Here is a 24,244-nt window from a genome sequence, read left to right as displayed (position 1 = left end):
AAGACTCCCATGTTCGAACGCCTGATCCAGTTTGCCATCGAGCAGCGCATCATCGTGCTGCTCGCCGTTCTGCTCATGGCCGGCCTCGGCATCGCCAGTTATCAGAAACTGCCGATCGACGCTGTGCCCGACATCACCAACGTCCAGGTACAGATCAACACCGGCGCGGCCGGATTCTCGCCGCTGGAAACCGAGCAGCGCATCACTTTCCCGATTGAAACCGCGATGGCCGGCCTGCCGGCGCTGGAGCAGACGCGCTCGCTGTCGCGCTCGGGCTTGTCGCAGGTCACGGTGATCTTCAAGGACGGCACCGATCTGTTCTTTGCCCGGCAATTGGTCAACGAACGGTTGCAGTCCGCCAAGGAGCAGTTGCCCGAAGGTGTGGAAGCAGTGATGGGGCCGATTTCCACCGGGCTCGGCGAGATCTTTTTATGGACGGTCGAGACCAAGGAAGGCGCGCTGAAAGGGGACGGCACGCCCTACACGCCGACCGACTTGCGGGTGATTCAGGACTGGATCATCAAGCCGCAACTGCGCAACGTCCCCGGGGTGGCGGAGATCAACACCATCGGCGGTTTTGCCAAGGAGTACCAGATCGCGCCCGATCCGAAAAAACTCGCGGCCTACAAGCTGACCCTCACCGATCTGGTGACGGCGCTGGAGCGCAACAACGCCAACGTCGGCGCCGGGTACATCGAGCGCAGCGGCGAGCAGTTGCTGATTCGCGCGCCGGGCCAGGTAGCGAGCACCGAGGACATCGCCAACATCGTCATGGCCAACGTCGACGGCACGCCGATCCGCATCAAAAACGTCGCCACCGTGGACATCGGCCGCGAACTGCGTAGCGGCGCCGCGACGGAAAATGGCCGTGAAGTGGTGCTCGGCACGGTGTTCATGTTGATTGGCGAAAACAGCCGTACGGTCTCTCAGGCCGTCGCCGCGAAACTCGAACAGATCAACAAATCCTTGCCCGCCGGCGTGATCGCGGTGCCGGTGTACGACCGCACGCATCTGGTCGACAAGGCCATTGCCACGGTGAAGAAGAATCTCGTCGAAGGCGCGATTCTGGTGATCGCGATCCTGTTTCTGTTCCTCGGCAATATCCGCGCCGCGCTGATCACGGCGATGGTGATTCCTCTGTCGATGCTGTTCACCTTCACCGGGATGTTCAGCAACAAGGTCAGCGCCAACCTGATGAGCCTCGGCGCGCTGGACTTCGGCATCATCGTCGACGGCGCGGTGGTGATCGTCGAAAACACCCTGCGACGGCTGGCCCATGCGCAGCAGCATCACGGGCGATTGCTGACGCGATCCGAGCGTTTCCATGAAGTGTTTGCGGCGGCGAAAGAGGCGCGGCGCCCGCTGATTTTCGGCCAGTTGATCATCATGGTCGTGTACCTGCCGATCTTCGCCCTGAGCGGCGTCGAAGGGAAAATGTTCCACCCGATGGCGTTCACAGTGGTCATCGCGTTGCTTGGCGCCATGCTCTTGTCGGTGACCTTTGTGCCGGCGGCAATTGCGCTGTTCGTGACCGGCAAGGTCAAGGAAGAAGAGGGCGTGGTGATGCGCGGCGCCTGTCGCGTTTATGCACCGGCGCTGAACTGGGTCATGTCCCATCGGACGATGGCGGTCGGTGCTGCGTTGGGTGTGATTGTGCTCAGCGGTGTGGTCACCAGCCGCATGGGCAGCGAGTTTGTGCCGAGTCTCAGCGAAGGCGATTTTGCCTTGCAGGCGTTGCGCGTGCCGGGCACCAGCCTGACGCAATCGGTGGATATGCAGCAGCGGCTGGAGACGTTGATCCTTAATAAGGTGCCGGAAGTCGAGCGTGTATTCGCCCGCACTGGCACTGCCGAAATCGCCTCTGACCCGATGCCGCCGAACATCTCCGACAGCTACGTGATGCTCAAACCGAAGGAGCAATGGCCGGACCCGGGCAAGTCCCGCGAAACCCTGATGGCCGAACTGCAACAGGCCGCGGCAACGCTGCCGGGCAGCAACTATGAACTGTCGCAGCCGATCCAGTTGCGCTTCAACGAACTGATCTCCGGCGTGCGCAGCGACGTGGCGGTCAAGGTGTTCGGTGATGACATGGACGTGCTCAACGCCACGGCGGCGAAGATTGCCGCCGCGATGCAGAAGGTCAACGGCGCGTCCGAGGTCAAGGTCGAGCAAACCACCGGTCTGCCGGTGCTGACCATCAACATCGACCGCGACAAGGCCGCGCGTTACGGGCTCAACGTTGGCGATGTGCAGGACACCATTGCGGTGGCCGTCGGCGGGCAGAAGGCCGGGACGCTGTATGAAGGTGACCGTCGATTCGACATGGTGGTGCGCTTGTCCGACGCCATGCGCAAGGACATCGACGGGTTGTCGGCATTGTTGATTCCGGTGCCGGCGGCGGGTGGTGATGCCTCCAGTCAGATCGGCTTCATTGCGCTGAAGGACGTTGCCAGCCTCGATCTGGTGCTGGGGCCGAATCAGGTCAGCCGCGAAAACGGCAAGCGCCTGGTGATCGTCAGCGCCAACGTGCGTGGGCGTGACATCGGTTCTTTTGTCGCGGAGGCAGGCGAAGCGATCGAGCGCGACGTGCAGGTGCCGGCGGGTTACTGGACCACCTGGGGCGGGCAGTTCGAGCAACTGCAATCGGCGGCCAAGCGCTTGCAGATCGTGGTGCCGGTGGCGTTGCTGCTGGTGTTCGGGTTGTTGTTCATGATGTTCAACAACCTCAAGGACGGCTTGCTGGTGTTCACCGGGATTCCGTTTGCGCTGACCGGCGGGGTCATGGCGTTGTGGCTGCGCGATATTCCGCTGTCGATCTCGGCGGGTGTCGGGTTTATCGCGCTGTCCGGCGTGGCGGTGCTCAACGGGCTGGTGATGATTGCGTTCATTCGTAACTTGCGGGAGGAGGGACGTTCGCTGTCCGAAGCGATTCACGAAGGTGCGCTGACGCGATTGCGCCCGGTATTGATGACTGCGCTGGTGGCGTCTTTGGGCTTCATTCCGATGGCGCTTGCGACCGGCACCGGGGCCGAGGTGCAGCGACCGCTGGCGACGGTAGTGATTGGCGGGATCCTGTCCTCGACCATTCTCACGTTGCTGATCCTGCCGGCGCTGTATCAGCTGGCACATCGTCGGGACGAGGACACTGGTCAACTGAATAGATGATCTACCTGTGGGAGCGAGCTTGCTCCGGGCGGCGATCCGACGAAAGCGGTCTGTCATTCAATTCATTAGTCGACTGACACGGCCTCTTCGCGAGCAAGCTCGCTCCCACAGTTTTTGTATTGATCCAATAGGACGGTGGCACATAACGGATATGTAATTTCGGCGCCACCGTCACGAAAGGTTCGGATTGTTACCTTGATCCCGTCAGTGACTTGAATGAGGAATCAACGATGAAACTTGCACAGATTGGCGCGTTTGCCGTGGCTCTGATGATGTCTTCCCTGGTGTTGGCCGAAGGTGGCGGCGACCGCACTTTCGACCGAATGATGGCCGCCAATGAGCGCTCGATGGAGATTTTTGCTACGAAGGAAAAGGCCCGTGATCCGGTCGTCGTGAACGACAAGAAGGACGACAAGACCCAAGACCTGTAAGCGTGCTGCCAGTGAATGAGCCCGTCATCGCACATCGATGGTGGGCTTTTTTATGAGTCGTGATTTGAAGGAAGCGAATATGAAAACTCTAAAGCTGTTGGCGTTTACCGCTGTCATGGCGATCTCCTTGAATGCGTTGGCCGAAGGCGGTGGCGACAGAACGTTCGACCGGGCGCTCAGTGCCAACACCAAAGCCATGGAGCAGTACGCGGCCAGTCAGGGCAAAGCGGCGCCGGTGGTCAAGGAATATGAGTACGGGATGAAGCTGGATGTGAAGAAGGTGGTGAGCGTTGTCCGGCCAAAGAATGAATGCGCTGTTGTGCCGGCTGCGATGACTTACGAGGACTCGAAGGGGCAGCTCAATACGGTCACTTACAACGTGATGGGGAATTGTCGTCAGCAGGGTGGCTGACGCTAATTCCCGCTGAAACGCCCGGTTCATGTTCAGTGAGTCGGGCTTTTTTTCATCCATAAAAAAGGCGCCCCGAAGGGCGCCAAAGATTCACCTCTTACCAAAGGAGCAAGGAGCTTCTAAAGGTGAATGGGCATTGCTCGTGAAACTCAGAGAATCGCCAGCGGGTATTCGACGATCACCCGCACTTCATCCAGGTCTGACTCGAATGCGGTGGCGCGGGTCGTGGCCTGGCGCAGACGCAGCGACAGGTCTTTCATCGAACCGCTCTGCACCACGTATTTGACTTCGATATCACGTTCCCAGCGCTTCTGGTCGGTCAGCGGATTGCCCTCGGCATCGCGGCGCATGTACACGGCGTTGGCGTTGGAGTAATCGGCGTCGGTGCCGCGTGCGTAACGGGTCATGAACGACAGGCCCGGTACGCCATAGGTGGTCATGTCGAGGTCGTAGCGCATCATCCACGAACGTTCTTTCGGCGAGTTGAAGTCGCTGTACTGGATCGAGTTGTCGAGGAAGATCGAGTCGGACTGACGCAGGTAATCGAAGTCGTCATTGCCGTTGTTGCGCTGGTGGGAGAGGGCGACGGAGTGGGCGCCGAGTTTCACCCCGACGCGGCCGCTCCAGATGTTGTTGTCGAACTCGCCGAGCAATTGTTTGCCCTCGTCGACAGCCTTGTAGTAATTCAGGCCGCCGAACAGCGACAGGTCATCCGACAGCGGATACGTCCAGGCGGTGCCGGCGTAGTACTGGTTCCAGGCATCTTTCAGGCGACTGGAGTACAGGCTGAAACTGAGGTTTTTGTTCAGCGCGTAATCGCCGCCGCCGTAAGCGATCCACGGCGAATTGACCGGGCCGGCATAGAAGGTTGCGAAGTTTTCACGCAGGTCGCTGGACACCGGTTGGCTCATCGCATGCAGCCGGCCGCCCTGGATCGATAGACCTTCGATGCTGGTGTTGGTCGCCGTCACACCGCGAAAGCTTTCCGGCAGCAAGCGCGAATCGCCTGCCGCGACCACCGGGTTGGCCGGGAACACATCACCGACTTTCACCACCGTATCGAAAGCGCGCACTTTGGCGGCGCCACCGACCTTGGTGTACTCGTCCCGCGCTTCACCGTCGCTGTTGACCGGCAACACATCGAACGAACTGCGGCCGCCGTTGCGACCGTCGCCGGTGTCGAGCTTCAGGCCGATCATCGCAAAGGCATCCACCCCGACCCCGACGGTGCCCTGGGTGAAGCCGGATTCGAACTTGCCGATGATGCCGTGGGCCCAGGCTTCGGAATAACCATTGCCCGTGGGACTGGACTGACCGTTGCGGTGGTCACGGTTGAAGTAAAGGTTACGGTTGAGCACCGTCAGGCTGCTGCCTTCGATAAACCCTTCGGGTTTTTCTTCTGCAAACACCGTGGACGGCCCGGCGCCGACAACCACTGCCAGAGCGGCCATCGACATTTTTGTGTTGTTAACCATCAATCACTCCTAGGGTTCGGCAGAACGGGAACGAGCTTCGGCGTGGGTTTTATTGTTCGACGGGCAAGGGGCCCGCCGGCATGGTCGCCGGGTGACATCGTTGCAGGCTGCAGATAACGCGGAGGTGATTGGGGAATTACAATTTCGTTAGGTGGGTGGAGTCGAAACTCACATACAGGGCGGGGCTAATCGTTCCATGTATGCAGATGTTCGTTTCTAACGTTCGAAGCTATCCAGCACGTCTTCTGGCAGAGAGGTATCGATGTCATTGGGAAGTGTGAGTTTGCCCTTCATGGTTCCGATCCGTTGGGCGCGCGTTTTTTTCAAGGTGACTTTGTCTTTGCGTTCTTCGGCTAACGCCTCGAGGCCATCCATCAACTCTGAAAAAATATCTCGCTTCATGGTTCGCCATCTCCTCCAGAAAATTGATCTTCGAATTTACTGGCAAATGGATCCTTTCGAATGTCATACATTGCCCAGTGACTTGCAGGAAAACTCCTAAAGAGCAGACGGCATTTACGATAAAAGGATCGCTATCTTAGGTTGCGTCCATCAGGGGTGTCAGAGTTTTTTGAAATGAAACGCCAAAAAACAAAACGGCATCCGAAGATGCCGTTTTTTTGAGTGGTAGATCATGACCGAATGGTTTCGATTGATGGTCATCTATTATCTAGCGCTATTTCCTTTCTATTGATAACTCTCTCGTTGACAACACGGCGTACCACTGGTGCAGAGGGCTTTTTTGGTGGTGTGGGTCTAGTCTCATTTACTGGTTTGGACGGGCCGTTGGTCGCTTTCATTTCTGATTCCTATTGGGACCGCCATTAATATCGTCGTACGTCTTCCTGGATGGTGGAACAGACGGTTTTACAGGCGCTTGGGGCAGAGCTTTTTGTTCGCTCAATGCTGGTTTATTGGGTTCGCTCAATTTTTCCGCCCCTTTTTGAAGAACTATATTTTCGAGGATTATAGTCCTTTTTTTCAGGTCTGCTACCGCGTCAGATCTAGAGTCATTTAACAGCTGAGTTTTTAAGGCGGCGATTTGATCTCCCACGTATGTATCTTTTATTGCAAAATTTTTCCTGGGAGAGGAGGTGTCCATGTCAAAGAGAACAAATAGCAAGCTGCCTATGGCGAGGGGAATACAAGCCATCAGAAAAGTTGAAAGTGCTTTAAACACCCAGCGGGATCGCTCTTCGTTGACCAAAGCGTTATGTGTAGAGCAGCTAATGTAAGTGTTTGATATAAAGCTAGCGGTTTCTTTGGCAGGGTTGATTAAGGGTATTTGTTCGTGTTGAGCTACTTGGGCGTTATATTTGGCAAGCTCATCGTTGTACTCTATTTGGCTTTCGTAGTATTCCTTGATTTTTTCTGCATATGGCATTCGGTTGAATTCAGAGCCGCTAAAAGCTTTGCAATTGAAATATGTGGATATTGCTGAAATTACTAACGTTGTTGCTGCGAGGAAAGAAATAACATATGCAATCTTAGGGTTGAATGTGAAGTCTAGAAAACGCGCGAGATAAATTGTTGCTGAAGCAAGGGCGAATATTGCTGTAAATATTATTTGGGTTTTTATTGAAATGCTGTTTTTTATCTCTTCTTCATATGCATACATTTTTTCGTAAGTGGTATGTATGTTGTGAATGTTCAATATGATTTCCCTGTGTCCTGTCGATCGGTCAGTGCATTCAATGTGCCTGCGAAGCTGCTTTATCCCGCTCACACACGATAGCTCCGAGAGCCGAATACGGGGTGTAGGACGAAACCGACAATTCAGCGGGAGCTTTCTGGAGTTTAAGCAGGAAGGGGCAGGGCACTCGTAATGAATTCCCCAAACGCAAAAACGGCACCCGAAGGTGCCGTTTCTGTTTGTAGCCAACTATCGCTGAGCGATCAGCCCGCCAGGCCCGATTGCTGAACCAGGGTCAGCAGCGGTTGTGGGTAGACGCCGAGGAAGAACGCAACCACGGCGATTGCCAGCAGCATCACGCCGCCTGCTTTCTGTTCCCAGTGCAGCTGGGCGTCGTGGCGGCGCAGGTTTGGTTCGATCAGGTACAGGGTGACCATCACGCGCAGGTAGTAGAACACGCCGATGGCGCTGCCCAGTACCAGCGAACCGACCAGCCACCATTGGTGCGACTCGACACCGGTGGCGATGATGTAGAACTTGCCGATGAAGCCTGCGGTCAGCGGGATACCGGCCAGGGACAGCATCATCACGGTCAGGACGGCGGTCAGGTACGGACGGCGCCAGAACAGGCCGCGGTACTCGTACAGCGCATCTGCGTCACGGCCGTTGTACGGCGAGGACATCAGGGTGATCACGCCGAAGGCGCCGAGGCTGGTGATCACGTAGGTGACCAGGTACACGCCGATGGCTTCCACGGCCAGACCCTTGCTCGCCACCAGTGCGATCAGCAGGTAGCCGAAGTGCGCGATGGACGAGTAACCGAGCAGACGCTTGAGGTTGCTCTGGGTCAGGGCCAGCAGGTTACCGAACAGGATCGAAGCGATGGCGATGATGGTCAGCACGTTGCTCAGAACGCCACTGCTTGCAGCAGGGGAGATCTGGAACAGACGAACCATGACCGCGAACACGGCCACTTTCGAAGCGGTGGCGAGGAACGCGGCCACCGGTGCCGGAGCACCTTCGTACACGTCCGGCGTCCACAGGTGGAACGGTACCAGCGACAGCTTGAACGCCAGACCGATCAGCATCATGCCCAGGCCCAGTTGCGCCAGCGAGCTTGGCAGGCCGGTCGCGGCCAGTGCCTGACCGATGCCGACGAAGCTCAGCGAACCCGAGTCGGCGTACAGCAGTGCCATACCGAACAGCAGGAACGCGGAACCGGCGGCCGACAGCACCATGTACTTGATGCCGGCTTCCAGCGAACGCTTGTTGAAGAAGGCGTAGGCCACCAGACCGTAGACCGGCACCGACAGCAGTTCCAGACCGATGAACAAGCCGGCCAGGTGCTGCGCGCTGACCAGAACCAGGCCACCGGCGGCGGCCATCAGGATCAGCAGATACAGTTCTTCACGGTTGCCCGGGTAACCCGAACCGCCATCGCCGAGGTAGGCGTGGGCGAGGGTGACGCAAGCGAGGGTGGCGACCAGGATCAGCGCCATGTACAGGCAGGCAAAGGTGTCGATCTGCAGCAATGGGGTCACGGCCAGAGGCGCGACTTTCAGTGCCGGCAGGATCGACAGCAAGGCCAGGTTCAGACCTGCCACCGAAATCAGGAAGGTCTGCGAGTGGTTGCGGCGCCAGGCGATTGCCAGCATCACCACGATAATGGTGAGGCTGGTGATCAACAGTGGCGCAAGCGCAATAAAGTGTTGAATCGTGAATTCCATAGCGCTCTTACCGGGCCGAAGCGAGTTGAGTGAAGGCGGTGCCGAGCCACTGCTGCACGCCATGCATCGTGGCGGCAGAAGTGTCGAGGAACGGTTGCGGGTAGACGCCGAGGTAAATCAGCAGTACCGCAAGGCCCAGCACCATGATCAGTTCGCGACCGTCCATGCCGTGCAGGATCGAATCCGATTTGGACGGACCGAAGTAAGCGCGGTGGATCATGATCAGCGAGTAGACCGAACCGAACACCAGACCGGAGGTGGCAATCGCGGTGATCCATGGAGCACTGGCGAACGTACCGATCAGGATCAGGAACTCGCCGACGAAGTTACCGGTGCCCGGCAGACCCAGAGAGGCGGCTGCGAAGAACAGGCTGATCGCCGGCAGGTAAGCGATACGCGACCACAGACCGCCCATCTCACGCATGTCACGAGTATGCAGACGCTCGTACAGCTGACCGCTGAGGATAAACAGTGCCGCCGCCGACAGACCGTGCGCCAGCATCTGGATCACAGCGCCTTGCAGCGCCAGTTGGCTGCCGGAGTAGATGCCGATCAGTACGAAGCCCATGTGGGAAACGGACGAGAAGGCGATCAGACGCTTGATGTCGGTTTGCGCGAAAGCGAGGAACGCACCGTAGAAGATCCCGATCAGACCGAGGGTCATGGCGATCGGCGCGAACTCGGCCGAGGCGTTCGGGAACAGCGGCAGGGCGAAACGCAGCAGACCGTAGGCCGCGGTTTTCAGCAAGATACCGGCGAGGTCGACGGAACCTGCAGTCGGTGCCTGGGCGTGAGCGTCAGGCAGCCAGGAGTGGAACGGAACCACTGGCAGCTTGACCGCGAAGGCGATGAAGAAGCCGAGCATCAGGATGTACTCGGTGGTCATCGACATCTTGGTCTTCAACAGATCGGCGTAGTTGAAGGTGATCACGCCGGTGCTGTTGTAGTTGACCAGGACCAGACCGAGAATCGCCACCAGCATGATCAGGCCGGAAGCCTGAGTGAAGATGAAGAACTTGGTCGCTGCGTAGATCCGGGTTTTCTTGCCGTCCGAAGAACTGTGACCCCAGAGCGCGATGAGGAAGTACATCGGCACCAGCATCATTTCCCAGAAGAAGAAGAACATGAACAGGTCGAGGGCGAGGAACACGCCGACAACGCCGCCCAGGATCCACATCAGGTTCAGGTGGAAGAAGCCAACGTGACGCTGGATCTCTTTCCACGAGCAGAGTACCGACAGGATACCCAGCAGACCGGTCAGCAGGATCATCAGCAGCGACAGGCCGTCGAGGGCCAGGTGCACGTTGATGCCGAAGCGCTGGATCCAGACGTGCTTGAACTCAAGCGCCCAGGTCGGATCGGCGCCAGGCGCCGGAGCAAATGAATAGTCACCGTGGGCCCACAGCCAGAGGCCGAGGGCGAGTTCCAGGGTCATGGTCAACAGCGCAATCCAGCGGGGGAGGGTAGCGCCGAAGCGCTCACCCATCCAGCACAGCAGGCCGCCGATGAAGGGGATCAGGATTAGCCAAGGCAGAATCATGACGGGCTCGTTTCCTTTCGCAAATTCGCAAGGTTCATATCAGACCGCTACCAGCACGACAGCGCCGATGACCAACACGGCACCAGCAGCCATCGAAGCAGCGTACCAACGCAGTTGACCGGTTTCGGTACGGCTCAGGGCGGTGTGACCACCCTTGGCCATGCGCGGGATCAGACCGATGGTCTGGTCGAGCGGGTCTTTGCGCAGCATGTGGCTGATCGCAAGGTACGGCTTCACGAACAGTTTGTCGTAGATCCAGTCGAAGCCCCAGGCAGCGAACCACCAGGCCGAAAGGAAACGGCCGATGCCGCTGTTGGCGATCGCGGTCACGAAGCGACGCTTGCCGAGGAACAGCAGGGCCGCCAGCAGGATACCGGCCAGAGCGATGGCGCCCGAGGCGATTTCCAGACTGTGCTTGGCTTCGCCACCGGCATGGCCAACGCTCTCGGGCAGTACGCCGTGCAGCGGTGGAACGATCATGGCGCCGACGAAGGTCGACAGCACGATCAGCACCGACAGCGGCAGCCAGTGAGCGATGCCGTGACCGGCGTGGGCTTCGGTCTTGGCTTCACCGTGGAACGCGATGAAGATCAGGCGGAAGGTGTACAGCGACGTCATGAATGCGCCGACCAGACCTGCGTAAAGCAGACCGTGGTTGCCGCTGGCGAACGCTTCCCAGAGGATTTCGTCCTTGGAGTAGAAACCTGCGGTCACCAACGGCAGGGCGGCCAGGGCGGCACCACCGACGATGAAGCTGGCGTAGGCCAGCGGCAGTTTCTTCCACAGGCCGCCCATCTTGAAGATGTTCTGCTCGTGGTGGCAGGCAACGATCACCGCACCGGAAGCAAGGAACAGCAGGGCCTTGAAGAAGGCGTGGGTCATCAGGTGGAAGATCGCGCCTTCCCAGGCGCCAACGCCCAGCGCCAGGAACATGTAGCCGATCTGGCTCATGGTCGAGTAGGCGAGGATACGTTTGATGTCGGTTTGCACCAGTGCGGCGAAACCGGCCAGAACCAGGGTCACACCACCGACGATGCCGACCAGGTGCAGGATGTCCGGCGCCAGGGCGAACAGACCGTGGGTACGGGCGATCAGGTAGACACCAGCGGTCACCATGGTTGCGGCGTGGATCAGTGCCGAAACCGGGGTAGGGCCGGCCATCGCGTCCGCCAGCCAGGTCTGCAGCGGCAGTTGCGCCGATTTACCGACCGCACCACCCAGCAGCATCAGGGTTGCCAGCACGATCCAGAAATCACCGACCTTGAAGTGCTCAGGCGCCTTCACCAGCAATTCCTGGACGTTCAGCGTGCCCAGTTGCTGGAACAGGATGAACAGGCCGATCGCCATGAACACGTCACCGATACGGGTGACGATGAAGGCTTTCAGTGCGGCGTTACCGTTGTTGCGGTTGCTGTAGTAGAAACCGATCAACAGGTACGAGCACAGGCCCACGCCTTCCCAACCGAAGTAGATGAACAGCAGGTTATCGCCCAGGATCAGGAACAGCATGCTGGCGATAAACAGGTTGGTGTACGAGAAGAAGCGCGAGTAACCGTCTTCGCCACGCATGTACCAGGAGGCAAACAGGTGGATCAGGAAGCCGACACCGACGACTACACCGAGCATGGTCACGGACAGACCATCCAAGTACAGCGCGAAGTTAGGCTGGAAACCTTCCACCGACATCCAGCGCCACAGCACCTGGGTGTAGACGCCACCTTCCGGTGGCGCGACGTTGAATTGCCAGATCACGTAGGCCGCGACGATGGCAGACAGGCCGATGGAGCCGACACCGATCAGCGCCGACAGGTTTTCCGAGAAGCGGCCGCGCGAGAACGACAGCAACAGGAACCCGATCAGAGGGAATACGAAAGTCAGAAAGAGTAGGTTCATCCGCGCATCTCACTGGCAGCGTCGATATCGAGCGTGTGGAAGCGGCGATACAGTTGCAGCAGGATCGCCAGGCCAATACTGGCTTCGGCGGCTGCAAGGCTGATCACCAGGATGAACATGATCTGTCCATCCGGTTGCGCCCAGCGGGCGCCCGCAACGATGAAGGCCAGTGCAGAGGCGTTCATCATCACTTCCAGACTCATCAACACGAACAAAATGTTGCGGCGGACCATCAGGCCGACCAGACCAAGGCAGAACAGGATGCCGGCGACGGCCAGACCATGTTCGAGAGGGATAGCAGGCATGTCTTACTCCTTCGCCTCGTTACGGCCCAAATGGAACGCCGTGACGGCTGCAGCGAGCAGCAGCATCGAGGCGAGTTCGACCACCAGCAGATACGGACCGAACAGGCTGATGCCCACGGCTTTTGCATCGACGGTGGTGTGGCCGATGGCCTGACCGCTCTGGTGAGCGAACAGCACATACAGCAGTTCGGCCAGCAGCAGGGCGGCGAGAATCACCGGCCCTGCCCAGATCCCGGGCTTGAGCCAGACGCGTTCCTGCTGAACCGAGGCCGGGCCCAGGTTCAGCATCATCACCACGAACACGAACAGCACCATGATGGCGCCAGCGTAGGCGATCACTTCCAGCACGCCGGCGAACGGAGCGCCGAGTGCGAAGAAGGTCATGGCCACGGCGATCAACGAAATGATCAGGTAGAGCAGGGCGTGCACAGGATTGGTGTTGGTGACCACACGCAGTGTGGACACAACAGCGATACCCGATGCGAAATAGAAAGCGAATTCCATCGTTCTTCCTTAAGGCAGCAAGCTCTTCACGTTGATCGGCTCGGCTTCGTTTTGTGCGGCGCCTTTCGGCTTGCCCGCAACGGCCATACCAGCAACACGATAGAAGTTGTAATCAGGGTTTTTGCCGGGGCCGGAGATCAAAAGATCTTCTTTCTCGTACACCAGGTCCTGACGTTTGAACTCGGCCATCTCGAAATCCGGGGTCAGCTGGATCGCGGTGGTCGGGCAGGCTTCCTCGCAGAGACCGCAGAAAATGCAGCGCGAGAAGTTGATACGGAAGAAGTCCGGGTACCAGCGACCGTCTTCGGTTTCAGCTTTCTGCAGCGAGATGCAACCCACCGGGCAGGCCACGGCGCACAGGTTGCAGGCCACGCAGCGTTCTTCGCCGTCGGGGTCGCGGGTCAGGACGATGCGGCCACGGTAGCGTGGTGGCAGGTAGACCGGCTCTTCCGGGTATTGCAGGGTGTCGCGCTTGCGAAAGCCATGGCCGAAGACCATGACCAGGCTGCGCAACTGGGTACCGGTACCCTTAACGATGTCGCCAATATATTTGAACATGGGTCAAATCCTCACTGAACCGCAACCGCAGGCGTGTTCCACAACACGATTGCAGCGGTCACCAGCAAATTGATCAGGGTCAGTGGCAGGCAGAATTTCCAGCTGAAATCCATCACCTGGTCATAACGCGGACGCGGGATGGAAGCGCGCAGCAGGATGAACAGCATGATGAAGAACGCGGTCTTCAGTGCGAACCAGACGAAGGACAGTTGCGGCAGGATGCCGAACGGACCGTGCCAGCCACCGAAGAACAGGGTGACCAGCAGCGCCGAGATCAGGATGATGCCGATGTATTCACCGACGAAGAACATGCCCCATTTCATACCGGCGTATTCAATGTGGTAACCGTCGGCCAGTTCCTGTTCCGCTTCCGGCTGGTCGAACGGGTGACGGTGAGTCACGGCCACGCCAGCGATGAAGAAGGTACAGAAGCCGAAGAACTGCGGAATGATGAACCACAGGTTCTGCGCCTGGTACTCGACGATGTCGCGCATGTTGAACGAGCCGACCTGCACCACGATGCCCATCAGGGCCAGGCCCATGAACACTTCGTAGGACACGGTCTGCGCCGAGGCACGCAAGCTGCCCAACAGGGCGAACTTGTTGTTACTCGACCAGCCGGCGAACAGCACCGCGTAGACCGAAAGACCGGCCATGGCGAAGAAGAACAGCAGGCCGATGTTCAGATCCGCCACGCCCCAGGTCGGGGTGATCGGGATGATCGCGAAGGCGATCAGCAGGGCGGACATGGCCACCACCGGTGCCAGGGTGAAGATCACCTTGTCGGCAAACGGCGGGGTCCAGTCTTCCTTGAAGAACATCTTCAGCATGTCGGCTGCGATCTGGAACATGCCGAACGGGCCAACGCGGTTCGGACCGTAACGGTCCTGCCACCAGCCCAGCAGGCGACGCTCGACAAAGCTGAGCAACGCGCCTGCGACCACCACGGCCAGCAGGATCACGATGGCCTTGATGACCGTCAGGATCACATCGATCACTTCAGGGGTGAACCAGGTCATTGCGCTGCCTCCTGCAGACCATCAACGGTTTGGCCGAAAATCGCCTGCGGAATGCCTGCCAGACCGGCCGGCAGTGCAACCAGGCCAGCGCCCAGCTCTTTATTGATGCGCAGCGGCAGACGCAGGGTCTGGCCGGCAACATTGAGGCTCAGCAGTGCGCCGTCGTTGACGCCCAGGCGGTCCGCTTCGGACTTGGCCAGTGCAACGTAGGCGGCCGGGATGCGTTCCTGGACCGGAGCGGCTTTCGACGAGTTCTCGTCGCTGCCGAACAGGTGGTAGAACGGCACGGCTTGCCAGGTGCCCTGGGCCGGGTTGAACGCGCGCGGAACACTGGCGAACCAGTTCAGCGAATCACCGGTGCTTTCGATCAGGCGGGTGCCCGGATCGCCAGCGCGCAGGTGACCACCGACTTCGTCCTGGAACTTGTTCCAGGCTTGCGGCGAGTTCCAGCCCGGCGACCAGGCGAACGGCACTTGCTGACGCGGTTCGGCGGAGCCCGAGTAACCTTCCATCGAGAAGGCGAACGCGGTGTCCTTGTCTTGCGGGGTGCGTGGTTCGTGAACGCTGATGTCGGCGCGCATCGCGGTGCGACCGGAGTAACGCAGCGGCTCGCGAGCCAGTTTCAGACCCTTGATGCGGAACGAGGCGGACGGTGCAGCGTCGACGATACGCGCCAGTTGCCCGGTGCTCGAAGCAACGGCAGCGGTGACGTGGTCGAGTTGCGTCCAGTCGATCGGCTGGTTCAGCAGGGTCGCGCGCAGGGCGTGCAGCCAGCGCCAGCCTTCGTGGACCAGAATGCTCGCGTCCATGTATTGCGGGTCGAAAACCTGGAAGAAGCGCTGGGCGCGACCTTCCTGGCTGACCAGCGTACCGTCGCCTTCAGCGAAGCTGGCGGCTGGCAGAACCAGATGCGCGCGGTCGCTGGTGGCGGTCTTCTGATGGTCGGCAACGATCACTACTTTCGCAGCGTTCAGTGCGGCATCGACCTTGGCCTTGGCGGTACGGGTGTACAGATCGTTTTCCAGCACGACGATGGCGTCGGCCTTGCCGTCGATGACCGCTTGCAGCGCGGCATCGACCGATTCGCCACCGAGCATGGCCAGGCCGAGGCTGTTGGCTTCCGGCACGATCAGGCTGATCGAACCGTTCTTCTCGCGCAGCTTCAGGGCCTTGGCGATGTTCGCAGCGGCTTCGATCAAGGCTTTGGAGCCCAGCGAAGTACCGGCGATGATCAGCGGGCGCTTGGCGGCGAGCAGGGCGTCGGCGATGCGCTTGGCCAGTTCCAGGGCTTCGGCGTCCAGACCTTCAACGGCCGGTGCGCTGGCGTCCAGGGCGTGAGCCACGGCGAAACCGATGCGGGCCAGATCGTCTGGAGCGGCGTGTACACACTCTTCGGCGATGTCGTCGAGCTTGGTTTCAGCCAGACTGGCGATGAACAGCGGGTTCAGCTCGTGCTGACCGATGTTCTTCACCGCAGCGTCGAGCCAAGGCTGAACGCGCATGGCTTCGGCCATGTCTTCGGCCTTGCCTTTTACCGACTGACGCAGGGCCAAGGCCATACGCGCGGCGGTCTGGGTCAGGTCTTCACCGAGGACGAACACGGCGTCGTGGTCTTCGATGTCGCGCATGTTCGGCACTGGCAGCGGGCTGTCTTTCAGCACTTGCAGGACCAGACGGATGCGTTCCAGCTCGGAGGCTTCGATACCGGAGTAGAAGTGCTCGGCGCCTACCAGTTCACGCAACGCGTAGTTGCTTTCCAGGCTGGCACGCGGCGAACCGATACCGACGATGTTGCGACCGCGCAGCAGGTCGGCGGCTTTATCCAGCGCGTCGTCCAGGCTCAGCTTGGTGCCGTCGGCCAGCAGTGGCTGACGTGGACGGTCGGTGCGGTTGACGTAGCCATAACCGAAACGGCCACGGTCGCACAGGAAGTACTGGTTCACCGAACCGTTGTAACGGTTTTCGATGCGACGCAGTTCGCCGTAACGCTCGCCCGGGGAGATGTTGCAACCGCTGGAGCAGCCATGGCAGATGCTCGGCGAGAACTGCATGTCCCACTTACGGTTGTAGCGCTCGGAGTGAGTCTTGTCGGTGAACACACCGGTCGGGCAGACCTCAGTGAGGTTGCCGGAGAACTCGCTTTCGAGGGTGCCGTCTTCAACGCGACCGAAGTACACGTTGTCGTGGGCGCCGAACACACCGAGGTCGGTGCCGCCGGCGTAGTCCTTGTAGAAACGCACGCAGCGGTAGCAAGCGATGCAGCGGTTCATTTCGTGGGAAATGAACGGGCCCAGTTGCTGGTTCTGGTGGGTACGTTTGGTGAAGCGATAACGGCGCTCGTTGTGGCCGGTCATCACGGTCATGTCTTGCAGGTGGCAGTGACCGCCTTCCTCGCACACAGGGCAGTCGTGCGGGTGGTTGGTCATCAGCCATTCGACGACACTGGCGCGGAACGCCTTGGATTCTTCATCGTCGATGGAGATCCAGGTGTTGTCGGTGGCAGGGGTCATGCAGGACATGACGATGCGACCACGGGTGTCGTTCTCGTCGGTGTACTGCTTGACCGCGCACTGGCGGCAGGCCCCGACGCTACCAAGCGCGGGGTGCCAGCAGAAATAAGGGATGTCGAGGCCCAGCGACAGACATGCCTGTAACAGGTTGTCTGCCCCGTCGACTTCGAGCGCTTTGCCGTCTACGTGGATAGTGGCCATGGTTCAAAGGTCTTCGTTGGCCCGGTGTCAGCGGGCGTGGCTAATGGAATCTTGTTATCCGTCCGAATCCAGTCAGCCCCGAAAGGCGTCATCGGACGAAAGGCGAAGGGCACGGACCCTTCGCCTTTTTTAAGCGTTTACGCGCCGACTACGATCGGCTTCGCCAGGGGCGGGACGGCGGCGCTTGCAGGCGCGATACCGGCTTCGAACTCTGGACGGAAGTATTTGATGGCACTGCCCAACGGCTCCACGGCACCCGGTGCGTGAGCACAGAAGGTCTTGCCCGGGCCGAGGAAGTTGACCAGACCCAGCAGGGTCTCGATGTCGCCTGGCTGGCCGCGACCTTGTTCGATCGCCATCAGCAGCTTGACGCTCCATGGCAAACCATCACGGCAAGGGGTGCAGAAACCACAGGATTCGCGAGCGAAGAACTGCTCCATGTTGCGCAGCAGGGACACCATGTTGACGCTGTCGTCCACCGCCATGGCCAGGCCGGTACCCATACGGGTGCCAACCTTGGCGATGCCGCCGGCGTACATTTGTGCGTCGAGGTGTTCAGGCAACAGGAAACCGGTACCGGCGCCGCCTGGCTGCCAGGCTTTCAGCTTGAAGCCGTCGCGCATGCCGCCGGCGTAGTCTTCGAACAGTTCGCGACCGGTCACGCCGAATGGCAGTTCCCACAGGCCAGGGTTCTTGACCTTGCCGGAGAAGCCCATGAGCTTGGTGCCCATGTCTTCGCTGCCGTCGCGGGCCAACGATTTGTACCAGTCCACGCCGTCGGCGATGATCGCCGGCACGTTGCACAGGGTTTCAACGTTGTTCACGCAGGTCGGCTTGCCCCACACGCCAACGGCGGCAGGGAAGGGTGGCTTGGAGCGCGGGTTGGCGCGGCGACCTTCGAGGGAGTTGATCAGTGCGGTTTCTTCACCGCAGATGTAACGCCCGGCGCCGGTGTGGACGAACAACTCGAAATCGAAGCCGCTGCCCAGAATGTTCTTGCCCAGCAGGCCCGCTGCCTTGGCTTCTTCCACGGCACGGTTCAGGTGCTTGGCGGCGGTGGTGTACTCGCCCCGCAGGAAGATGTAGCCACGGTAGGTTTTCAGCGCGCGGGCACTGATCAGCATGCCTTCGATCAGCAGATGGGGCAGTTGCTCCATCAGCATGCGGTCTTTCCAGGTGTTCGGCTCCATTTCATCCGCGTTGCACAGCAGGTAGCGGATGTTGATGGATTCGTCCTTTGGCATCAGGCCCCACTTCACGCCAGTGGGGAAGCCTGCACCGCCGCGACCTTTGAGGCCGGCGTCTTTCACGGTCTGGACGATGGCGTCCTGATCCATGTCGGCGAAGGCCTTGCGCGCAGCGGCGTAACCGTTCTTGGCCTGGTACTCGTCGAGCCACACGGCTTCGCCGTCGTCACGCAGGCGCCAGGTCAGCGGGTGAGTCTCGGCCGAACGCTGGATGCGGTTGGCAGGACCGAAAGAGGTCAGGGTCATACGTAGCCCTCGAGCAGTTTGGCCACGCCGGCAGGCTGGACATCGCCAAAGGTGTCGTCATCGATCATCAGCGCCGGTGCCTTGTCGCAGTTGCCGAGGCAGCAGACCGGCAGCAGGGTGAAACGACCGTCGGCGGTGGTCTGACCCAGGCCGATACCCAGGTTGTTCTGGATCTCGCTGACCACCGACTCGTGGCCGCCGATGTAGCAGACCATGCTGTCGCAGACGCGAATGATGTGACGGCCGACCGGCTGACGGAAGATCTGGCTGTAGAACGTGGCCACGCCTTCAACGTCGCTGGCCGGGATGCCGAGGATCTCGCCGATGGCGTACAGAGCGCCGTCCGGCACCCAGCCGCGCTCTTTCTGAACGATCTTCAGGGCTTCGATCGACGCCGCGCGCGGGTCTTCGTAGTGATGCAGCTCGTGCTCGATGGCCGAGCGCTCGGTTTCACTCAGGGTGAAACGGTCTGTCTGGATAAGCGTGCTGTTCATGCTTAGCGGTCCACGTCGGCCATAACGAAATCGATACTACCCAGGTACGCAATCAGGTCCGCGACCATGCTGCCTTTGATCACCGAAGGGATCTGTTGCAGATGCGGGAAGCTCGGAGTACGGATCCGGGTACGGTAGCTCATGGTGCCGCCGTCGCTCGTCAGGTAATAACTGTTGATGCCCTTGGTCGCTTCGATCATCTGGAAGGATTCGTTGGCCGGCATGACCGGGCCCCACGAAACCTGCAGGAAGTGCGTGATCAAGGTTTCGATGTGCTGCAGCGTGCGCTCTTTCGGCGGCGGCGTGGTCAGCGGGTGATCCGCCTTGTACGGGCCTTCCGGCATGTTGCGCAGGCACTGGTCGATGATCTTGACGCTCTGGCGCATCTCTTCGACGCGAACCATGCAGCGGTCGTAGGCATCGCCGTTGGCAGCCAGCGGTACTTCGAACTCGAAGTTCTCGTAGCCGGAGTACGGACGCGCTTTACGCAGGTCGAAGTCGCAACCGGTGGAACGCAGGCCGGCACCGGTGACGCCCCATTCCAGGGCCTCTTTGGTGTTGTACTGGGCAACGCCGATGGTACGACCCTTGAGGATGCTGTTCTGCAGGGCAGCCTTGGTGTATTCGTCGAGGCGCTTTGGCAGCCATTCAACGAAGTCCTTCACCAGTTTTTCCCAGCCGCGTGGCAGGTCGTGGGCGACGCCACCGATGCGGTACCAGGCCGGGTGCAGACGGAAACCGGTGATGGCTTCGATCACCGTGTAGGCCTTCTGGCGGTCGGTGAAGGTGAAGAACACCGGCGTCATGGCGCCGACGTCCTGGATGTAGGTACCCAGGAACAGCAGGTGGCTGGTGATACGGAAGAACTCGGCCATCATGATGCGGATGACGTCGACCTTCTCTGGCACCTTGATGCCGGCCAGCTTCTCGACCGAGAGCACGTACGGCAGGTTGTTCATCACGCCGCCGAGGTAGTCGATACGGTCGGTGTACGGAATGAAGCTGTGCCAGGACTGACGCTCGGCCATCTTCTCGGCACCACGGTGGTGATAACCGATGTCCGGAACGCAGTCGACGATCTCTTCACCGTCCAGTTGCAGGATGATGCGGAACGCACCGTGAGCCGAAGGGTGGTTCGGACCCAGGTTGAGGAACATGTAGTCCTCGTTCGCCCCGGAACGCTTCATGCCCCAGTCTTCAGGACGGAAACGCGCGGCTTCTTCCTCAAGCTGTTGCTTGGCCAGGTTCAGGCTGAACGGATCGAATTCGGTGGCGCGCGCCGGGAAGTCCTTGCGCAGCGGGTGACCTTCCCAGGTCGGCGGCATCATGATGCGCGACAGGTGCGGGTGACCTTTGAAGTCGATGCCGTACATGTCCCAGACTTCACGCTCGTACCAGTTGGCGTTCGGCCAGATGCTGGTGACGGTCGGCAAGCTGAGGTCGCTCTCGGACAAGGCGACCTTGATCATCACGTCACTATTACGTTCCAGCGACATGAGGTGATAGAACACGGTGAAATCGGCACCGCTCGGCAGCCCTTGACGCTTGGTGCGCAGACGCTCGTCCACGCCGTGCAGGTCATAGAGCATGACGTACGGCTTGGGCAGGTTGCGCAGGAAGGTCAGGACTTCGACGAGCTTGGCGCGCGCTACCCACAGCACCGGCATGCCGGTGCGGGTCGGCTGAGCGGTGAACGCTTCGGCGCCAAAACGGTTGTTCAGTTCGACGACCACATCCTGGTCGTCTGCCTTATAAGGCGGGATGTACAGAGCACTGCCTGTAGTCATGGTTATTTTTTCGCTTTCGGTCAACGTAAAGAATGAAGCCAGCTTCTCGTTTCTTTGAAACAGACTGGATCAGACTTCGTCAGGGCTGCGCAGGTTGGTGACTGCGATTCGCTGTTCGCGGCGCTGTTCCTTCTGCGAAGGCATGTCGGCGCGATAAACGCCTTGATCGCCAACGACCCAGGAAAGTGGGCGACGCTCCTGGCCAATGGATTCCTGCAACAGCATCAAGCCTTGCAGAAATGCTTCTGGACGGGGCGGGCAGCCAGGTACGTAGACGTCAACGGGCAGGAACTTGTCCACCCCCTGAACCACGGAGTAGATGTCGTACATGCCGCCGGAGTTGGCGCACGAACCCATCGAGATCACCCACTTGGGCTCGAGCATCTGCTCGTACAGGCGCTGAATGATCGGCGCCATCTTGATGAAGCAGGTCCCGGCGATAACCATGAAGTCGGCCTGACGCGGTGATGCCCGGATAACTTCGGCGCCGAAGCGCGCGATGTCGTGGGGCGCCGTGAAGGCGGTGGTCATTTCCACGTAGCAGCACGACAGACCGAAGTTGTACGGCCACAGGGAGTTCTTACGTCCCCAGTTGACCGCGCCACTCAGCACGTCTTCCAGCTTGCCCATGAAAATGTTTTTGTGGACTTGATCTTCTAACGGATCGGAAACGGTTTCCCGCTGGCCGATCGGATACTGCTCGTTAGGAGCATCGGGGTCGATTCTGGTGAGATTGTATTGCATTGCCAAAGCCTCATTGTTTCAGCTTCGCCTGCCGCTTGCGACGAGCTTCCGGAGCCCAGTCAAGGGCGCCCACTCGGAACAGGTAGACAAGACCTGCCAACAGAATTGCTATGAAAACGAGAGCTTCGACGAATCCGGTCCAGCCGCTTTCGCGGACGGACACAGACCATGCAAAGAGAAAGAGGGCTTCGATATCGAAGATCACGAACAGCATCGCGACCAGATAGAATTTGGCTGAGAGCCGCAAGCGGGCGCCACCGGTAGGTAGCATGCCGGACTCGAACGGTTCGTTTTTGCTGCGGCCCCAGGCTTTTGACCCGAGGAGGCTGGAGACGCCGAGCATGAAGGCACACAGGCCGACTACACCCAGAAGGAAAATGGCAAAGCCCCAGTTGTGGGCCATGAGTCCTGTCGCTTCGGGCATGCTGGAAATCCTTAACAGAGAGCAAAGGTCTCTGAGCTTGATAAAGAAATAAGGCAGTGACGATATGTCGCAGCAATCAATCGCGCTGATTTTATGGCTAAACACCCTGCAAGTAAAATTCCTATAGCGAAATTATTTATTGGAATAAGGACATAGCGCACCTCGAAGGGCCCGCAGCCCATGCGTTGCGGGCATTAGCCGGGATTTCACGAATTATGTTTTGTAGGAAATGTAACGAACATAGTTGCCGCTAAATGATAATTAATATCGTTTGGAATGGTTTGGTAACTGTTTAACGGGTCAGTAGTTGGGAAGTTGTCTTATATGCGCGTTACTGCAAGTTGCAGCGGGGCCCGTTTTAGCCGATTTTTCCGATGCGGATACCGCTCTGGATCAATGTTTTGCCTGACAGGCTGTGCCAATTCCTGAGGCGCCCGGAAAATCGCAGGCAAAAAAACGCCCCGAACCAGTCGGGGCGTCAGTTTTTCGGCAATGCGGTTAGCTTTCTATACGGTCCGCAAAGGCCGTTCGCTCAGGCGAAGTCGATCAGTGGAACTGTTCTTCTTCGGTCGAACCGGTCAGCGCGGTCACCGAGGACGTGCCGCCCTGGATCACGGTGGTCATGTCGTCGAAGTAGCCAGTGCCCACTTCCTGCTGGTGAGCCACGAAGGTGTAACCCTTGGCGGCGTCAGCGAATTCCTGCTCTTGCAGCTTCACGTAGGCAGTCATGTCGTTGCGGGCGTAGTCGTGCGCCAGGTTGAACATGCTGTGCCACATGTTGTGAATGCCGGCCAGGGTGATGAACTGGTGCTTGTAACCCATGGCGGACAGTTCGCGCTGGAACTTGGCGATGGTCGCGTCGTCCAGGTTTTTCTTCCAGTTGAAGGAAGGCGAGCAGTTGTACGACAGGATCTGGTCCGGGTATTCCTTTTTGATCGCTTCGGCGAAACGACGGGCTTCGTCCAGGTCCGGCTTGGCGGTTTCGCACCAGATCAGGTCGGCGTACGGCGCGTAGGCCAGGCCGCGGGCGATTGCCTGGTCCAGACCGGCACGAACCTTGTAGAAACCTTCCTGGGTGCGGGTGCCAGTCACGAACGGCTGGTCGTACGGGTCGCAGTCGGAAGTCAGCAGGTCGGCAGCGTTGGCGTCAGTACGGGCCAGAATGATGGTCGGTACACCGGCAACGTCGGCAGCCAGACGAGCAGCGGTCAGCTTCTGCACGGCTTCCTGGGTTGGAACCAGAACCTTGCCGCCCATGTGGCCGCATTTCTTCACGGAAGCCAGCTGGTCTTCGAAGTGAACGCCGGCGGCGCCTGCTTCGATCATGCTCTTCATCAGCTCGTAGGCGTTCAGTACGCCGCCGAAACCGGCTTCGGCGTCAGCCACGATTGGCGCGAAGTAGTCGATGTAGCCTTCGTCGCCCGGGTTCTTGCCGGCTTTCCACTGGATCTGGTCGGCACGACGGAACGAGTTGTTGATGCGCTTGACCACGGTTGGAACCGAGTCCACCGGGTACAGCGACTGGTCCGGGTACATCGATTCGGCGGAGTTGTTGTCCGCAGCGACTTGCCAGCCCGACAGGTAGATTGCCTGGATACCGGCTTTGACCTGTTGTACAGCCTGGCCGCCGGTCAGGGCGCCCATGCAGTTGACGAAATCTTTCTCTGGGCGGAAGGACGGCTTGGCACCCTGGGTGACCAGGTTCCACAGTTTTTCGGCGCCCATTTTTGCAAAGGTGTGCTCTGGTTGAACCGAGCCACGCAGACGGACGACGTCAGCAGCGGAATAATTGCGAGTCACGCCTTTCCAGCGCGGGTTTTCAGCCCAGTCTTTTTCAAGGGCTGCAATTTGCTGTTCGCGTGTCAGTGCCATGGAGATAAACCTCGTCGCGTCTTTATGAAAAGTTGTTCTGCGGTGGAAAATTCCTTG

Annotated in this window: 20 protein-coding genes; 3 read left to right on the top strand and 17 right to left on the bottom strand. The window is 59.4% G+C overall.

What is annotated here, in order from left to right; genetic code table 11:
• Window positions 1–9 precede the first annotated feature (9 nt).
• The 3 genes from LOY31_RS18460 to LOY31_RS18450 all read left to right on the top strand — a co-directional run bounded on the left by LOY31_RS18460 (window position 10) and on the right by LOY31_RS18450 (window position 4,008).
• Entirely contained in the window at window positions 10–3,165 is a 3,156-nt protein-coding gene (locus tag LOY31_RS18460; protein WP_258712002.1) for a CusA/CzcA family heavy metal efflux RND transporter, read from the top strand.
• Between the two features lie 230 nt (window positions 3,166–3,395).
• Complete coding sequence (locus LOY31_RS18455; RefSeq protein ID WP_085608374.1) at window positions 3,396–3,596, top strand: co-regulatory protein PtrA N-terminal domain-containing protein; 201 nt, start codon at window positions 3,396–3,398, stop codon at window positions 3,594–3,596.
• 79 nt (window positions 3,597–3,675) lie between these two features.
• Window positions 3,676–4,008 (top strand): DUF2790 domain-containing protein, encoded by a 333-nt coding sequence (locus tag LOY31_RS18450; protein ID WP_115078475.1) that lies wholly within the window; start codon window positions 3,676–3,678, stop codon window positions 4,006–4,008.
• Between the two features lie 149 nt (window positions 4,009–4,157).
• Here LOY31_RS18450 and LOY31_RS18445 read toward each other — a convergent pair whose 3' ends face one another.
• The 17 genes from LOY31_RS18445 to aceA form a co-directional block, all read right to left on the bottom strand.
• The gene (locus LOY31_RS18445; RefSeq protein WP_258712001.1) at window positions 4,158–5,483 is read right to left on the bottom strand and encodes an OprD family porin; all 1,326 of its coding nucleotides are present in this window, start codon (window positions 5,481–5,483) and stop codon (window positions 4,158–4,160) included.
• A 216-nt stretch (window positions 5,484–5,699) separates the two neighbouring features.
• Window positions 5,700–5,885 (bottom strand): DUF2281 domain-containing protein, encoded by a 186-nt coding sequence (locus tag LOY31_RS18440; protein ID WP_258712000.1) that lies wholly within the window; start codon window positions 5,883–5,885, stop codon window positions 5,700–5,702.
• A gap of 394 nt (window positions 5,886–6,279) precedes the next feature.
• On the bottom strand, window positions 6,280–7,137 hold the full coding sequence (locus tag LOY31_RS18435; RefSeq protein WP_258711999.1) for a hypothetical protein: 858 nt from the start codon (window positions 7,135–7,137) through the stop codon (window positions 6,280–6,282).
• Window positions 7,138–7,379: 242 nt separating this feature from the next.
• Entirely contained in the window at window positions 7,380–8,843 is a 1,464-nt protein-coding gene (gene nuoN, locus LOY31_RS18430; protein ID WP_011334964.1) for an NADH-quinone oxidoreductase subunit NuoN, read from the bottom strand.
• A gap of 7 nt (window positions 8,844–8,850) precedes the next feature.
• A complete protein-coding gene (gene nuoM / locus LOY31_RS18425; protein WP_007951464.1) occupies window positions 8,851–10,383 on the bottom strand; it encodes an NADH-quinone oxidoreductase subunit M in 1,533 nt (510 codons plus the stop codon).
• Between the two features lie 39 nt (window positions 10,384–10,422).
• A complete protein-coding gene (gene nuoL / locus LOY31_RS18420; protein WP_258711998.1) occupies window positions 10,423–12,276 on the bottom strand; it encodes an NADH-quinone oxidoreductase subunit L in 1,854 nt (617 codons plus the stop codon).
• Complete coding sequence (gene nuoK, locus LOY31_RS18415) at window positions 12,273–12,581, bottom strand: NADH-quinone oxidoreductase subunit NuoK (protein ID WP_003180046.1); 309 nt, start codon at window positions 12,579–12,581, stop codon at window positions 12,273–12,275. The genes nuoL and nuoK overlap by 4 nt, the downstream gene beginning before the upstream one ends.
• Window positions 12,582–12,584: 3 nt before the next feature.
• Entirely contained in the window at window positions 12,585–13,085 is a 501-nt protein-coding gene (nuoJ, locus tag LOY31_RS18410) for an NADH-quinone oxidoreductase subunit J (RefSeq protein WP_007920176.1), read from the bottom strand.
• Between the two features lie 9 nt (window positions 13,086–13,094).
• Window positions 13,095–13,643, bottom strand: a complete 549-nt coding sequence (gene nuoI, locus LOY31_RS18405; protein ID WP_007951461.1) for an NADH-quinone oxidoreductase subunit NuoI — start codon at window positions 13,641–13,643, stop codon at window positions 13,095–13,097.
• Window positions 13,644–13,654: 11 nt separating this feature from the next.
• Complete coding sequence (gene nuoH / locus LOY31_RS18400; protein ID WP_007951460.1) at window positions 13,655–14,662, bottom strand: NADH-quinone oxidoreductase subunit NuoH; 1,008 nt, start codon at window positions 14,660–14,662, stop codon at window positions 13,655–13,657.
• On the bottom strand, window positions 14,659–17,373 hold the full coding sequence (gene nuoG / locus LOY31_RS18395) for an NADH-quinone oxidoreductase subunit NuoG (RefSeq protein WP_258711997.1): 2,715 nt from the start codon (window positions 17,371–17,373) through the stop codon (window positions 14,659–14,661). The genes nuoH and nuoG overlap by 4 nt, the downstream gene beginning before the upstream one ends.
• Before the next feature lie 137 nt (window positions 17,374–17,510).
• Window positions 17,511–18,866 carry an NADH-quinone oxidoreductase subunit NuoF gene (nuoF, locus tag LOY31_RS18390; protein ID WP_007951458.1) on the bottom strand — a complete coding sequence of 452 codons (1,356 nt, stop codon included), beginning with the start codon at window positions 18,864–18,866 and terminating at the stop codon, window positions 17,511–17,513.
• Window positions 18,863–19,360: an NADH-quinone oxidoreductase subunit NuoE gene (nuoE, locus tag LOY31_RS18385; protein ID WP_003223804.1), complete on the bottom strand. Its 498-nt coding sequence runs from the start codon at window positions 19,358–19,360 to the stop codon at window positions 18,863–18,865. The genes nuoF and nuoE overlap by 4 nt, the downstream gene beginning before the upstream one ends.
• Window positions 19,361–19,362: 2 nt before the next feature.
• Window positions 19,363–21,147, bottom strand: a complete 1,785-nt coding sequence (gene nuoC, locus LOY31_RS18380; RefSeq protein ID WP_007951457.1) for an NADH-quinone oxidoreductase subunit C/D — start codon at window positions 21,145–21,147, stop codon at window positions 19,363–19,365.
• Between the two features lie 69 nt (window positions 21,148–21,216).
• Complete coding sequence (locus LOY31_RS18375; protein WP_007951456.1) at window positions 21,217–21,891, bottom strand: NADH-quinone oxidoreductase subunit B family protein; 675 nt, start codon at window positions 21,889–21,891, stop codon at window positions 21,217–21,219.
• 10 nt (window positions 21,892–21,901) lie between these two features.
• Window positions 21,902–22,315, bottom strand: a complete 414-nt coding sequence (locus LOY31_RS18370; RefSeq protein WP_003223812.1) for an NADH-quinone oxidoreductase subunit A — start codon at window positions 22,313–22,315, stop codon at window positions 21,902–21,904.
• A 546-nt stretch (window positions 22,316–22,861) separates the two neighbouring features.
• On the bottom strand, window positions 22,862–24,187 hold the full coding sequence (aceA, locus tag LOY31_RS18365; protein ID WP_011334956.1) for an isocitrate lyase: 1,326 nt from the start codon (window positions 24,185–24,187) through the stop codon (window positions 22,862–22,864).
• Between the last annotated feature and the right edge of the window lie 57 nt (window positions 24,188–24,244).

The sequence above is a fragment of the Pseudomonas sp. B21-021 genome, assembly GCF_024749205.1.
GTDB classification, from domain to species: domain Bacteria; phylum Pseudomonadota; class Gammaproteobacteria; order Pseudomonadales; family Pseudomonadaceae; genus Aquipseudomonas; species Aquipseudomonas paraglycinae.
The sequence above is the reverse complement of the archived record's forward strand: the minus strand, read 5'-3'. Positions and strand labels throughout refer to the sequence as shown.